The following is a 13,145-nucleotide window of genomic DNA, read 5'->3' as shown; positions in this document are numbered from 1 at the left end:
TGGTATCCCAGCTACACGCGTTCGAATGGCGCCGCGTAGCGAAAGGTTCCCCGGACGCCGTCGGGCCATGCCGGTAATGGCAGCAACTGGAAGTGATCGCCCCAGGCTGTCTCGGGCGGTTCCACACCCAAGGAAGTGGCCGGCACATAGCCGAAGCGCGGGTAGTAAAGGGGGCTGCCCAACAAAGCAATGGCAGGCACCCCTGCCGCCGTGGCGCGCGAGGCGGTCTCGCGCATGAGGGCCGAGCCGATGCCGCGTCGCTGAAACTGGGGAAGCACGCCGATAGGACCCAACCCCACTAGCTCCAGGTCGCCGATCCAGCCGCGGGTGCTGATGGCGTGGCCAACAATGTCCCCGCCAATCTCAGCTACGATGCTCAACTCGGGAATGTACTCGTCGCACTCGAAGAGCTCACGCAGCAAGCCAACCTCCAAGGGAGTCCCCTCAACCGGCTGACCGGTCACCGGAGACACTGAAAAGGCACGTGCCGTCAGTTCCAGGATTTCAGGACGGTCTTCTAGCCGCTCCGTCCGCAGTACCAGTCCCCGGGCCAGCAAACGCAGAACGTCCAACGCGCGGTCGGCGTCCGCTACCGGGACCAGCAAGTGGTCATGATGAAAGCCCGCCAGAACGTTGCAGCTGATGCCTGCGTGCGTCAGTGCCGCACTCACGGCGGCCGTCAAACCCACCGCTTCCAATGCTGAATGAATCTGGAGCGTGATCCAGGAAGCCACGAAATCGTAGGCGAGGCCAAGCCTGTCCGCCTCGTCCCGCCGCATCACCACAGTCAAACCTTCGGCCTCACGGACGGCGGCCTCGATGTCGCCTTCCAGCGGCCTGCCATGCGGCCAAAGCGCGTACACGTAGTCACCATCCCTAATGACGGGATGCAGGGACTCCAGAAGGGTCTTCAGATCGGTTTCGCCAGGCATGGCAACAGCTTAAGCGACGACGGCCACTCCCCTCAGGGGAGCAGCCATCGTCGGACGTGCGTACTACTTGGCGTCAGCCGATACCGGAGTCTTGTCCTCGGCAGGCTTTTCCGCAACAACAGGCGCGGGAGCAGGTGCAGCAGCCGGCTTGGGGGCCGGGGTTGCAGCCGCAACGAAAGCGCCACGCGGGTTGTCCAGGTCAATCAGCTGCGTGGTGTCGCGGCCTGCGAAGAAGGCCAGGATCCAGCCGAAGATCACGCGGAACTTGCGCTCAACCGTGGGCATGGCCATGCCGTGGTAGCCACGGTGTGCCAGCCAGGCGAGGCCGCCCTTGAGGCCGATGCGGCCCAGCAGGTTGATGTTGGCAACACCCTTCCACTCGCCGAAGCCGGCCACAGCACCAAGGTTCTTGTGCTTGTAGTCGTGCAGCGGCTTGTCCCAGCGGGAAGCCCAGAGGTTCTTGGCGAGCTTCTTCGCCTGGCGGAGCGCGTGCTGGGCGTTGGGGACGCAAGTACCGTCCGGCAAGCCCTTGCCCGTGAGGTCCGGAACAGCGGCGATGTCGCCGGCTGCCCAGGCGTTCTCGACGATGCCTTCGTCGCCGGCAATACGGAGGTCCGGGAGGACGCGGACACGGCCGCGCGGTTCCAGCGGGAAGTCCGTTGAACGGATCATCGGGTTGGCCTGCACACCGGCAGCCCACACGAGGGTGTCAGCTTCAACTTCACCGGCGGACGTCTTGTCCGGGAGGTTGATCAGCTTGAGGTTGCCTTCAGCGCTGTCCAGGGAGGTGTTGAGGAGGACCTCGATATCGCGGCTACGCAGGTGCTCTACGACCCACTCGGCCTGGGATGCGGTGACCTCGGGCATGATGCGGCCCATGGCCTCAACGAGGATGAAGCGGACTTCTTCCTGGCGGACACGCGGGTTGTTCTTGACCGCGGCGCGGGCGAGGTCTTCCATTTCGGTGAGGCATTCGATGCCGGCAAAACCGCCACCGACAACCACGAAAGTGAGGGCCTTGGCGCGCTCTGCGGGGTCCGTCATGGTGGAGGCGGCTTCGATGCGCTCCAGGACCTTGTTGCGCAGGGCTACGGCTTCCTCAATGGTCTTCAGGCCGATGCCCTTGTCAGCGAGGCCCTTGATCGGGAATGTGCGGGTGATGGCACCAGCTGCGATGACGACGTCGAAGTACGGAATCTCGAAGGTAGCTTCACCATTGGCCGGAGCCACAACCGCGGTGCGGTTGGCGTGGTCGATGCTGGTGACGCGGCCCTGGATGAGCTCGGTCTGCTTGAGGTGCTGACGGTGGGAGACAACGGCGTGGCGTGCCTCGATGTTGCCACCAGCGACCTCGGGGAGGAACGGCTGGTAAGTCATGTAGGGCAGTGGATCTACGACGGTGACGATGCCACCTGCGTTCGCGATCTTCTTCTGCAATTTAAGGGCTACGTACAGGCCGACGTAGCCGCCGCCGACGACGAGAACCCGGGGACGGTCAATGAGCTCTGGGGTGGTTGCCATGAAACCAGAGTACAGCACTTTGTGAAAATCTTCACTAGCTACTTCCGGGTGGGCGGATCCACCGCTTCCAACGTTCCCGTTTCTGCCTCTTCCCCAGCAGTGGAAGGGTTCTTGGCGACCCTGCGCAGCTGAATGAAAGCGCCCACAACGATCACTGCAAAAATGCCGCCGAACCCGAGCACGACGGCAGCCGGAAGGGCGTCATCAACATGTGCAGGAGTGGCGGCGACGGGAACGGTCGGATCTGCCAGGGTGGGTGCCGCGCTTGTAGGACTGGCCACAGGAGCCTCGGAGGGGGTGCTGAAGTCGCCTCGCCGGTGGACGCGGATCCAATCCGCGATCGATCCGAGCGGGTTGGTGCTTGTGGTCTCTACCTCATCCTTCAGCGCTGCCTCTGCGTTGAGCACACCGTAGCCGTAAAGGGGGTCCTTGCCAGGGGCGCCGGCGTCCTTGGCCGTGCTCACAATCCTGTTGATGACCTGCTTCGCACTCATGTCAGGCCACTTGGACCGGATGAGCGCGGCCACGCCGGAAACGATGGGCGCGGACCCGGAAGTTCCAGCCCATTGCGCGTATCCGCCGCCGGGAAGGCCGCCAAGGAGGTCTTCTGCCGGTGCTGCAACGCCAATGCTGATCCCTTGGGAGGAGGAGTCGACGCTGGCCCGGCCATCGCCGTCGAGCCCTGCCACGGTGAGCACACCGGGGATGGTGGCAGGAGCTCCAACCTGCACGTTGCCACCCACCCGGTTGCCCGCGGCGGCGACGATCACCACATCCTTTTGCTCGGCATACAGGAAGGCCGCATCCCAACTTTGAGGCCAAACCGGTGAGGTGCTGCCCAGGGAAATATTGATGACCTTCGCGCCATTGTCCACGGCCCAGCGCACGGCGTCTGGAATCTGCTCCTGGTCCGTCTTGCCTCCCGGGTTCGGTGACCCCAGCCAAGTGGATACTGCCAGGATCTCCGCCTCAGGCGCGACGCCGATGATCCCGTCCGGTCCTCCGGCAGGAGGAACGGTGGGCGAGGCTGAGGGCGACGGGGAAGCTGTGGGCGTGGTGTGTCCGCGCCCGGCCAGCATGGTGGCCACAAGGGTTCCGTGCTCTGTCTTGGCGCCTATGCTTTTCTGTCCGTTGGGCGCTCCGGCTCCGGAAACGTCCGTTCCGCCCACCACGACGCCCTTCAGGTCAGGGTGGTTCCCGTCAATTCCGCTATCGATGATGGCGACCTTGACACCTGCTCCCTTGGAGACCTGCCAGGCATTCGTGATTCCCGATTCCTTAAGCCAGTACTCCTTGTCCCGCCAGGCGTCCGCCACCGCTGCCGGCGCAGTCAACAGCGCACCGGCCAGCGCTCCCCCGGCCAGCATCGTGGCCAGGGCAGCAGAAAACAGGCGGTGGCATCGCAGGGTCATACGGAGTCCCGGATACTCAGGGCAATCCCATCCAGGATGTCATGCTCGCTGGAAATTGCACCGCTGATGGAACCGTTGCCCACGGCGGCAAGCCTTTCCAGGATTCGCCGCCACACCAAGGCTCCAGCTCCAATGACGTCCACGCGGCCTGGATGCATGTAGGGAAGAACGGCCCGTTCGTCGCGGGTCATCTCCAGCAGGCTGGTGCACGCGTCGCTAATGGTTTCAATATCGAGATAGGCGCCGTGGATCCGGTCCGGCTGGTACTCGCTCAGGCCCAGGGCGTGCGCAGTGATGGTGGTGATGGAACCCGCGACGCCAACCACGGCTGTGGCACGGTCAAGCGGAACGGTCTGCGCAGCAAGGTCAAGTGCGGCGTCGACGTCGGCCTCTGCTGCTGCAATCTGCGCCGCAGTAGGCGGGTCGCTGCGAAGGTGCCGCTCGGTCAACCGCACACAGCCGATGTCCACCGAACGCGCAGCAATCACGCCATTGGCGTCGCCGAGCACGAATTCGGTGCTACCACCACCCAGGTCAACCACCAGCACCGCGTCATCCCCTGTGACCGGCAAAACGCTGCTGGCACCTGCGAAGGACAGCGCAGCTTCCTCATCACCGGAGATAACTTCGGGCTCCACACCCAGAAGCTCCCGGATTCCGTCAACGAAGACCTGGCGGTTCCGGGCGTCGCGGGTGGCCGAGGTGGCGGCAAAGCGCACGCGCGCGGCACCGTGTTCACGGATAAGTGCTGCATAGTCCGCGGTGGCGGAGAAGGTGCGTTCCAGGGCCTCCGGAGCAAGTTCTCCGGTAGCGTCTACGCCCTGTCCCAGCCGGACCACGCGCATTTCACGCACGACGTCGGTCAGCGGCCCGGGCGCCCCGTTCGCCGAGGCGTCGGCAATGAGGAGGCGGATGGAGTTGGTTCCGCAGTCAATGGCGGCGACCCGGCTCATGCGTCCTCCACCAATTCGCTGCCGGACCCGGCTTTGGGTTTACGGACCGGCGCCGGGCGCCCTACGATGTCAGGCAATCCTTGAGGACCGTGACGGCTAAGATCCCTCGAGGGAGCCTCGCCCGCAGTGTCCCAGGCGCCATCGCAGTAGCAGCGGTCCTTGGTCCACCACTCTGCGATAGCGTCCAAAGCTTCGTCACCCAAGGGGTTGACCCCGGGACCGGCCGCCAAGGAGTGGCCGACCAGGACGTGCAAGCACTTGACGCGGGTGGGCATGCCACCGGCGGAGATCCCATCGATTTCCGGCACGGCCCCCGTCCCGGAACGTCCAGCGATGTCATTGCGTGCCTGCAGGTAGGCCTCGTGGGCGCCAAGATACGCGTCCGCAAGTTCCTGATCGGCGGTAAGCCGATCATTCATTTCATTCATCATTCCGCCCGCTTCCAGCCGCGACACTGCGGAGGTGATGACCGGGTGGGTCAGGTAGAACGTGGTGGGAAATGGAGTCCCGTTGCTGAGCCGGGGTGCCGTGGCCGCCACGAGCGGGTTCCCACATACACAGCGCGCGGGAATCTCCACCACGTCCCGCACCGGCCTGCCCAGCTGGCGGCTGAGGACATCGAGGTCGTGTGCTGATGGCTGGCGGGATTCCTGCGGCACGGCTGCCGTGTTCTCTTCCACTTGCGCTGCCAACCTTCCTGCCCTTTTGGCCATGTCCTGGAAGGACACGACGGCGGCGGGCACCGCGTCTAGTCTGTTGCCGATCGTCTGATTGACTCCCAGAGCGCATCCACCCAGGGCAGGTTTGCCGGGTTTGCGGATGAGCCGGAGCCGGTGCGGCCCCCAGGGGTACCGGCGGCTTCTTCCCCGCCAAATACCCAGTAACCCGTTTCACCCGGCATAACCATGTTAATGCGGTCGCGGGCCTGCTGTTTCACGTAGTTGGGATCCTGCCACCGGGAAAGCTGCTTATTCAGCTCAGCCTGCTCTGCCTGCTTGCTGGCGATCTCGGCCTCCAGGGCGGAGATTTCGGCGCGCTTCTCCAGAAAAATCCGGACCGTGGGCGCGAGCATGATGGTGATGGCAATCATGACCACAGCCAACGCCAGCATCCTGCCCGAGAACGCCTTGGCAGGTACAGGATCGAGATCCTGGGCATCACGGGTGCCGTTGCCGGAGGCTTTGTCTGAAGCTTTCGTGGACGCGGCGGGGCTGTTCTTGGTTGCGGGGCTCTTCTTGGTTGAAGGGCTGTTCTTGGTGGCCGGGGTCTTGCCGCTGCCTGGAGCCTTAATGGCTGGGAGCTTGGTATTGCCTGGAGTCTTGGAACCGCTGGAGGACCTCGTGCTGCCCGGGGTTTTGGGAGCCGAGGGCTTCCTGGTGGCCGCTTTCGGCGTCGAGGATTCCGCAGAGCCGCGGGAGGCGCCGAACTCAGCCTCGATGACGTCTCCACCGGCAGGGTCTGCGCTGTTTGGCGTGCCCACCGGGTTGGGCCGTGCCGGACCGTTGGCCGTGCCTGCGCTGTTCGGCCTTCCTGCGCTGTTCGGCCTTCCTGCGCTGTTCGGCCTTCCGAGGGCGTCGGCCCTGGGAACCTTTGGACGACGGGTGGCCATGACACTCCTGTAATGCCCGGTGCTTGCCTGGCGGGTTGCTGCGCTTGCCCTGCGCGTAACGTACGTGTGCGGAACTTGCGTAGGTCCTGCTGTGCCCGCGGCTCCGCAGGCAAGCGTTAAACAGAACCGGTGGCTATGGTCTTTCCACCATAGCCACCGGTCAGCCGTTTTCGCGGAATGCTAGCCCTTGAAACGCGGGAACGCGCTGCGGCCGGCGTAGCGTGCGGCGTCGTCGAGTTCTTCTTCGATGCGCAGGAGCTGGTTGTACTTGGCGACGCGCTCGGAGCGGGCCGGGGCACCGGTCTTGATCTGGCCCGCGTTGGTGGCAACGGCGATGTCAGCAATGGTGGTGTCCTCGGTTTCGCCGGAGCGGTGCGAGGTGATGGTGGTGTAACCGGAACGCTGTGCCAGGGAAACGGCATCCAGGGTCTCGGTCAGGGAACCGATCTGGTTGACCTTGACCAGCAGGGAGTTGGCCGTGGCAGCGCTGATTCCCTGCTGCAGGCGGACCGGGTTGGTGACGAAGAGGTCATCGCCAACCAGCTGGACTTTGTCACCGATGGTGTCGGTGAGGGTCTTCCAGCCTTCCCAGTCGTTCTCGTCCAGCGGGTCTTCAATGGAGACCAGCGGGTAGTCGGCAACGAGCTCGGCGTAGTAGGCGCTCATTTCCGAGGCGGTCAGTGCCTTGCCTTCGAACTGGTAAGCACCGTCCTTGTAGAACTCGGAAGATGCAACGTCCAGGGCAAGGGCGATGTCCGTACCCGGGGTGTAGCCGGCGTTCTTGATGGCTTCCTGGATCAGGTCCAGCGCAGCGCGGTTGGACGGCAGGTTGGGGGCGAAGCCACCCTCGTCACCGAGGCCCGTGGAGAGGCCCTTTTCCTGGAGGACAGCCTTGAGGTTGTGGTAGACCTCAACGCCCCAGCGCAGGCCTTCGGAGAAGGTCTCGGCACCGATCGGGGCGATCATGAATTCCTGGATGTCAACATCGGAGTCCGCGTGCGAGCCACCGTTGAGGATGTTCATCAGCGGAACCGGGAGGACGTGTGCGTTCGGGCCACCGAGGTACTTGTACAGCGGCAGGTCCGAGGAAGCAGCGGCTGCGTTGGCAACGGCCAGGGAAACACCCAGGATGGCGTTGGCGCCGAGCTTGCTCTTGTTCGGGGTGCCATCGAGGTCGATCATGGCCTGGTCGATGCTGCGCTGGTCCGTTGCGTCGAAACCAATGAGTGCCGGCGAGATCTCGTCGATGACCGCGTCAACGGCCTTCTGGACACCCTTTCCGAGGTAACGGCCTTTGTCGCCGTCGCGGAGTTCAACAGCTTCGTGCTCGCCGGTGGAGGCGCCGGAGGGAACTGCTGCGCGGCCGATCTGGCCGTCGGAAAGCAGGACCTCAACTTCTACGGTCGGGTTTCCGCGGGAATCAAGGATTTCGCGGGCGTGGATGGCATCGATAAGCGCCATGGATGTGCTCCTTATGGGCAAATTACAGGAATGTGGAGGGAAATTCTCAACGTCCTCGTCGCTACTAGCGTAGTCGAGAGTGGCTTAGGTTACGGAACGGGTTCAAACTCCTCGCGTCATGAAGGCTGGGCCTTCCCGTTCTGAAACGATCGAACTGCTGCGCGCAGGGCACGCTCGGCGTCGAGCCCTTGCTCCCGGGCACCGGCAACGACGGCGAGCAACAGTTCACCCAGCGCCTCTTCGGTGTCTGGAACCGCAGGAAGCCCGACGGCGGTTGCCTGGCTTTGGGCGTCGATCGACAGACCCGCACGGGCAGCACGGTCCAGGGACTTTTGCGCCCCTGCCAAGGCGGGTAGGTGCGGTGGAATTCCCTCGAACGGATCGGCACGGCCGGGCTTCTCGGAACGCTTCACGGCATCCCACTTCAGGACGATTTCCTCGACCGTCGCCGGGAACGTGGCCTGCAGCGAACCGTCCGGCTTGAAGACGTGTGGATTGCGGCGGACCATCTTCGCGTTGATGCCGCGGGCTACGGCATCAAAGTCGAAGCTGCCGCGCTCCTCGGCAAGCCGGGCGTGAAGCACCACTTGAAGCAGCACATCGCCCAGCTCACCGCGGAGCTCCTCGTCCCTGGCCGGCGATTCCCCGGCCTCAATCGAGTCCACAACCTCATACGCTTCCTCGATCAAGTACTCCACCAAGGATTCATGCGTGAGCGCCCCCATCCAGGGGCAGTGATCACGCAGCGACGCGATCGTCCGGATCAGCTCCGTAATCCCGGCTCCGGACTCGTTAGCCGAGGTTGGCGTAGGCATCGTTGATGTACTCGACCAACGCTTCACGCTCGTCCAGCGGCAGGAAGGCGGCCTCTGCGGCGTTGAGTGTCAGTTCGAGCAAATCATCGAGGTCGTAGTCGAAGGTTTCCACCAGGAGCTCGAACTCATCCGTCAGCGTGACACCGCTCATGAGCCTGTTGTCCGTATTGATGGTGACGTTGAAGCCGAGCTGGAAAAGCATGTCCAACGGGTGGCTCTCGATGCCTTCGCCGAAGCTGGAGATGGCACCGGTCTGGAGGTTCGATGACGGGCAGATTTCCAGGGGAATTCCGCGGTCGCGTACCCAGGCGGCCACGCCGCCGAGTGTCACCATGCCGATGGTGTCCTCGCCGTCGTCGTCGGAGTTGTCCTCAAACTCCACCGTGATGTCCTCGGCAATCCGTACCCCGTGCCCAAGCCGGAGGGCGCGTCCGTCCACGAGGGCCGACTGGATGCTGTCCAGGCCTGCGGCCTCACCGGCGTGGACCGTGGCCGGGAAGTTGTTCTCGGCAAGGTAGGTGAAGGCGTCCTTGAAGCGGGAGGGCAGGAAGCCGTCTTCGGCGCCTGCAATATCGAAGCCGACAGCGCCGTTGGCGCGGTGTCGAACGGCCAGCTCCGCGATTTCCTGGCCGCGGTCGGCGTGGCGCATTGCAGTGATGAGTTGCCCCACCTGAATCTGCTGGCCGCGTTCTTCCGCCGCATCCACGCCGGCTTCGAGGCCACCCTGGACCGCTTCCACCACTTCATCCAGGGTCAGGCCCTTTTGCAGGTGCTGTTCGGGGGCCCAGCGTACTTCACCGTAAACGACGCCGTCCTCAGCGAGGTCTTCCACGAATTCCTTCGCGACCCGGAACAGGCCCTCCTTGGTCTGCATCACGGCAATCGTGTGGTCAAACGTTTCCAGGTACCGCACCAGCGAACCGGAGTCGGCAGATTCGCGGAACCATTCGCCCAAGGCAACCGGATCAGTGGAAGGCAGCGTGTGGCCGACGGCCTGCGCCAGTTCGATGATGGTTGCAGGCCGCAGTCCTCCGTCCAGGTGGTCGTGGAGGGAAACCTTGGGAAGGCTCTTCAAATCGAAGTCGAGGGCAGGGGCGGCATCAACAATGGGCTCAGTCACGTACTAACTGTAGGGGGACCGCAGGTGCTTAGCCAGCAGGCTTGGAGAGGTCGACGCCGGCGACAGCGTTTCGCTGCGGGTCCGCCTTGGGTGCCTCCGCAGATGCTGCCGCCTCACGGGCGTGGTCCTTCTTCTCCGTGTCCTTCTTCTCCAGGTACTTGTGCCACCAACGAAGAACGTGGTCCACAACAATGCCCAGGATCACCGCGAACGCCACGGCAATGCCCACGCCAAGCAGCGGGTTGTTGTGCACCCATTGGCCGGCGAGAATGCCGATGCCGATGGAGTAGCAAACCCACGTGACGCAGGCAAAGGCATCCAGGAAGAAGAATGTCCTGTGGCGGAACCCCGTCTGTCCGGCAACGTAGTTCACAGCCACACGTCCCCAGGGAATGTAGCGGGCCGTGAAGATCAGGACTGCCCCACGTTTGTCCAGCTCATACTGGGCCCAGGCAAACATCTTCTGGACCTTGGGGCGCCGCATCCATTTCCAGCGGTTCAAGCCAATCTTGCGGCCCAGCATGTAGGCCATGTTGTCGCCGGCCATAGCGCCCACCAGTGCCGTGCCACCGAGGATCCACAGGTTGGGTTCACCGTTGTGGAGGGACAGTGCCGAGAGGCCAACGATGGCTGTTTCGCTGGGAAGGATGGTGGCGAATCCGTCAATGAAGAAAAAGACCAGAAGGACCGGGTAAATCCAAGGCTGCCCAGCTGCATGCTCGAGCATTTGGTTCAAAAACTCCACGCGGCGGTAGCTCCTAGGCGAATATGACTTGACACTGTGACGGAAGTCGCTCTTAGTGTCCCATGGCCGGGACGTCGTTCGCTACGCCCCAGCCTCGGGATCACACACTTAACGGTACGCGTGGACTACGCGTTCCGTCGTCAGCCGCCAGACTGATCTCCCGGCGTCGTTCACGTCATACCGTGGGTGGAGGCGGCGCTTCTTCCTCGGCGATATTTGTGCCTTCAGCGATGTTCTTACGGTCCAGCGGGACCGATCCCCGGACCTTGCTGATGATGCGGTCGATGATGATGCCCAGGATCACCGCCACCACAATCGCAATCACTGCGCCCAATAGATGGTTGTGCTCGAACCAGACCCCAAAGAAGTATCCCAGGACCACCGAATAGCTGGCCCACAGGATGGCCGACATTGCGGTCAGCCCAATAAAGCGGCGGTGGTTAAAGTGCGTGGCACCGGCCGTCAGGTTCACCGCCACCCGACCGATGGGAATGAAGCGCGCCACCATGATGAGTGAGGCTGACCTCCGTCGAAGTTCCTTCCCAGCCCAGCGGAAGGCTCCTTGCATACGCTGGGTTCGCATCCAACGCCAACGCTGGATCCCGATCCTGTGTCCTATCAGGTAGGCAATATTGTCGCCTGAGAAAGCGCCAAGTGCTGCCACGACCGCGAGCAGCCACACGTTGGGTGAGCCTCCGCTGCCGGAGACAGCACTCAAGCCCACCACCACGGACTCGCTGGGAATGGGTGGGAAGAAGCCATCGATCAGGCAGCAGGCCAAAACCAGGAACAACACCCACGGCTGCTGGGCCGCGGCGAGAATGAAATCGTTGATGGCCTGCACGGGATCTAAGCCTAGGCGATCCTGTCGATGATCAACTGATGGGCTGGTCGTGAGCCCTCCGGTGCAATCACCACGGCGTCCTGTAGCGCTTCCTTGGCCCGCTCAAACTTCTCAGCAGTATCGGTCAGGAGAGTCATCAACGGTTCGCCGGCCCGGACCAGTGCGCCCGGTTTGGCATGAAGGCGCACACCGGCTCCGGCCTGGACCTTGTCCTCCTTGCGGGCGCGGCCAGCTCCGAGGCGCCATGCCGCAACGCCCACGGACAGGGCATCCAGCTCCACCAGGACGCCATCAGCGGGCGCGTAGACCACCTCGGATTCCTTGGCCACCGGCAACGCCGCGCGTGGATCGCCGCCCTGTGCTTCGATCATCCGGTTCCAGACATCCATGGCGCGCCCATCCTTGAGGGCGGCCGCGGGATCGGCGTCGTGAATGCCGGCACCGGCCAGCATCTCCTCGGCCAAGCGGACAGTCAGTTCGACGACGTCTTCCGGACCGCCGCCCGCAAGGACCTCCACCGATTCCTCCACCTCGATGGCGTTGCCTGCTGTCAGGCCCAGCGGCGTGGACATGTCGGTCATCAGTGCCACCGTGTGAACGCCCGCGTCCTTCCCCAGGGCCACCATGGTCTCCGCCAGCTCCCGCGCCCGCGCCTCGTCCTTCATGAAGGCACCGGAACCCACCTTCACGTCCAGTACCAACGAGCCGGTGCCTTCTGCGATCTTCTTACTCATGATCGAGGATGCAATCAGCGGGATCGCTTCGACGGTTCCCGTGACATCGCGCAGGGCGTAGAGCTTCTTGTCAGCCGGCGCGAGACCGGATCCGGCAGCACAAATGACCGCTCCGACGTCCTGGAGCTGCGCCATGATCTCCTCATTGCTCAGGTTCGCGCGCCACCCGGGAATGGCTTCGAGCTTGTCCAAGGTGCCGCCAGTGTGGCCGAGTCCGCGGCCTGAAAGCTGCGGAACAGCCACCCCAAAGACCGCCACCAGCGGGGCCAACGGGAGCGTGATCTTATCCCCCACCCCACCGGTGGAGTGTTTGTCGCTCGTAGCCTTCCGGCCGCCGTCGGGCGTTGTCAGCGAGGAAAAGTCCATCCGCTCCCCGGAGGCGATCATCGCCGAAGTCCAGCGCGAGATTTCCTCACGGTTCATGCCGTTGAGCAGGATCGCCATGTTCAATGCCGCCATCTGCTCCTCGGCGATAACACCGCGTGTATAGGCGTCGATCGTCCAGTCGATCTGTTCCGGTGTCAGCGTGCCTTTGTCGCGTTTGATGGAAATAATCTGAACGGCGTCGAAGGCTTCAGTGCTTCTCACGTGGTTTCCTCCAGGTTTTCGGGACCAAAGGCGTCAGGCAACACTTGGTCCATGGATTTGATTCCCTGCGTTGTCATGAGCTGCATGCCGGGCGCCCGGAACTCGAAGAGCAGCTGACGGCAGCGCCCGCATGGCATGAGGACGTTCCCTTGGCCATCGACGCAGTAGAAAGCCGCGATCCTGCCCCCGCCGGTCATGTGGAGTTGTCCCACCAAAGCGCATTCAGCACAGAGGGTCAGACCATAGCTGGCGTTCTCCACGTTGCAGCCGCTGACGATCCTGCCGTCCTCGGTGAGGGCCGCAGCCCCCACCGGGAACTTGGAATACGGGGCATAGGCCCGTTCCATGGCCTGTACTGCAGCTTCTTCCAGTGCATGCCAATCGACGCGCCTTTCGTGAAGAGTCGTCATC

General features: G+C 63.5%; 13 protein-coding genes. All 13 read right to left on the bottom strand.

Features of this window, described 5'->3' with window-relative positions; all coding sequences use genetic code 11:
* Nucleotides 1-11: 11 nt before the first annotated feature.
* Nucleotides 12-932, bottom strand: a complete 921-nt coding sequence (locus KSW38_RS10660; RefSeq protein WP_216924901.1) for an N-acetyltransferase — start codon at nt 930-932, stop codon at nt 12-14.
* A 63-nt stretch (nt 933-995) separates the two neighbouring features.
* Nucleotides 996-2,453, bottom strand: coding sequence for an NAD(P)/FAD-dependent oxidoreductase (locus KSW38_RS10655; RefSeq protein ID WP_216924900.1), 1,458 nt, complete (start codon nt 2,451-2,453; stop codon nt 996-998).
* A 38-nt stretch (nt 2,454-2,491) separates the two neighbouring features.
* Nucleotides 2,492-3,865 (bottom strand): S8 family serine peptidase, encoded by a 1,374-nt coding sequence (locus tag KSW38_RS10650; RefSeq protein ID WP_216924899.1) that lies wholly within the window; start codon nt 3,863-3,865, stop codon nt 2,492-2,494.
* On the bottom strand, nt 3,862-4,818 hold the full coding sequence (locus tag KSW38_RS10645; RefSeq protein ID WP_216924898.1) for a Ppx/GppA phosphatase family protein: 957 nt from the start codon (nt 4,816-4,818) through the stop codon (nt 3,862-3,864). Before KSW38_RS10645 ends, KSW38_RS10650 begins: the two co-directional genes overlap by 4 nt.
* Complete coding sequence (locus KSW38_RS10640; protein ID WP_216924979.1) at nt 4,815-5,498, bottom strand: DUF501 domain-containing protein; 684 nt, start codon at nt 5,496-5,498, stop codon at nt 4,815-4,817. Before KSW38_RS10640 ends, KSW38_RS10645 begins: the two co-directional genes overlap by 4 nt.
* 68 nt (nt 5,499-5,566) lie before the next feature.
* Complete coding sequence (locus tag KSW38_RS10635; protein WP_216924897.1) at nt 5,567-6,427, bottom strand: septum formation initiator family protein; 861 nt, start codon at nt 6,425-6,427, stop codon at nt 5,567-5,569.
* 180 nt (nt 6,428-6,607) lie between these two features.
* Nucleotides 6,608-7,888: a phosphopyruvate hydratase gene (eno, locus tag KSW38_RS10630; protein WP_216924896.1), complete on the bottom strand. Its 1,281-nt coding sequence runs from the start codon at nt 7,886-7,888 to the stop codon at nt 6,608-6,610.
* A gap of 116 nt (nt 7,889-8,004) precedes the next feature.
* The gene (locus tag KSW38_RS10625) at nt 8,005-8,703 is read right to left on the bottom strand and encodes a MazG nucleotide pyrophosphohydrolase domain-containing protein (protein ID WP_216924895.1); all 699 of its coding nucleotides are present in this window, start codon (nt 8,701-8,703) and stop codon (nt 8,005-8,007) included.
* The gene (locus KSW38_RS10620; RefSeq protein WP_216924894.1) at nt 8,681-9,823 is read right to left on the bottom strand and encodes an adenosine deaminase; all 1,143 of its coding nucleotides are present in this window, start codon (nt 9,821-9,823) and stop codon (nt 8,681-8,683) included. Before KSW38_RS10620 ends, KSW38_RS10625 begins: the two co-directional genes overlap by 23 nt.
* A 28-nt stretch (nt 9,824-9,851) precedes the next feature.
* Entirely contained in the window at nt 9,852-10,550 is a 699-nt protein-coding gene (locus KSW38_RS10615) for a DedA family protein (RefSeq protein ID WP_216924978.1), read from the bottom strand.
* Between the two features lie 193 nt (nt 10,551-10,743).
* Complete coding sequence (locus KSW38_RS10610; protein ID WP_216924893.1) at nt 10,744-11,412, bottom strand: DedA family protein; 669 nt, start codon at nt 11,410-11,412, stop codon at nt 10,744-10,746.
* Nucleotides 11,413-11,423: 11 nt separating this feature from the next.
* The gene (locus KSW38_RS10605; protein WP_216924892.1) at nt 11,424-12,734 is read right to left on the bottom strand and encodes a thymidine phosphorylase; all 1,311 of its coding nucleotides are present in this window, start codon (nt 12,732-12,734) and stop codon (nt 11,424-11,426) included.
* Complete coding sequence (locus KSW38_RS10600) at nt 12,731-13,144, bottom strand: cytidine deaminase (protein WP_216924891.1); 414 nt, start codon at nt 13,142-13,144, stop codon at nt 12,731-12,733. Before KSW38_RS10600 ends, KSW38_RS10605 begins: the two co-directional genes overlap by 4 nt.
* Nucleotide 13,145 lies beyond the last annotated feature (1 nt).

The organism is Paenarthrobacter aromaticivorans (assembly GCF_019038615.1).
Taxonomy (GTDB): domain Bacteria; phylum Actinomycetota; class Actinomycetes; order Actinomycetales; family Micrococcaceae; genus Arthrobacter; species Arthrobacter aromaticivorans.
This window is presented reverse-complemented; position numbering and strand designations above follow the sequence as displayed.

What these genes read in the sequence shown, in the direction of transcription:
- KSW38_RS10660 (WP_216924901.1), bottom strand. Translation starts at nt 932, where the DNA reads ATGCCTGGCGAAACCGATCTGAAGACCCTTCTGGAGTCCCTGCATCCC.
- KSW38_RS10655 (WP_216924900.1), bottom strand. Translation starts at nt 2,453, where the DNA reads ATGGCAACCACCCCAGAGCTCATTGACCGTCCCCGGGTTCTCGTCGTC.
- KSW38_RS10650 (WP_216924899.1), bottom strand. Translation starts at nt 3,865, where the DNA reads ATGACCCTGCGATGCCACCGCCTGTTTTCTGCTGCCCTGGCCACGATG.
- KSW38_RS10645 (WP_216924898.1), bottom strand. Translation starts at nt 4,818, where the DNA reads ATGAGCCGGGTCGCCGCCATTGACTGCGGAACCAACTCCATCCGCCTC.
- KSW38_RS10635 (WP_216924897.1), bottom strand. Translation starts at nt 6,427, where the DNA reads ATGGCCACCCGTCGTCCAAAGGTTCCCAGGGCCGACGCCCTCGGAAGG.
- eno (WP_216924896.1), bottom strand. Translation starts at nt 7,888, where the DNA reads ATGGCGCTTATCGATGCCATCCACGCCCGCGAAATCCTTGATTCCCGC.
- KSW38_RS10625 (WP_216924895.1), bottom strand. Translation starts at nt 8,703, where the DNA reads ATGCCTACGCCAACCTCGGCTAACGAGTCCGGAGCCGGGATTACGGAG.
- KSW38_RS10615 (WP_216924978.1), bottom strand. Translation starts at nt 10,550, where the DNA reads ATGCTCGAGCATGCAGCTGGGCAGCCTTGGATTTACCCGGTCCTTCTG.
- KSW38_RS10600 (WP_216924891.1), bottom strand. Translation starts at nt 13,144, where the DNA reads ATGACGACTCTTCACGAAAGGCGCGTCGATTGGCATGCACTGGAAGAA.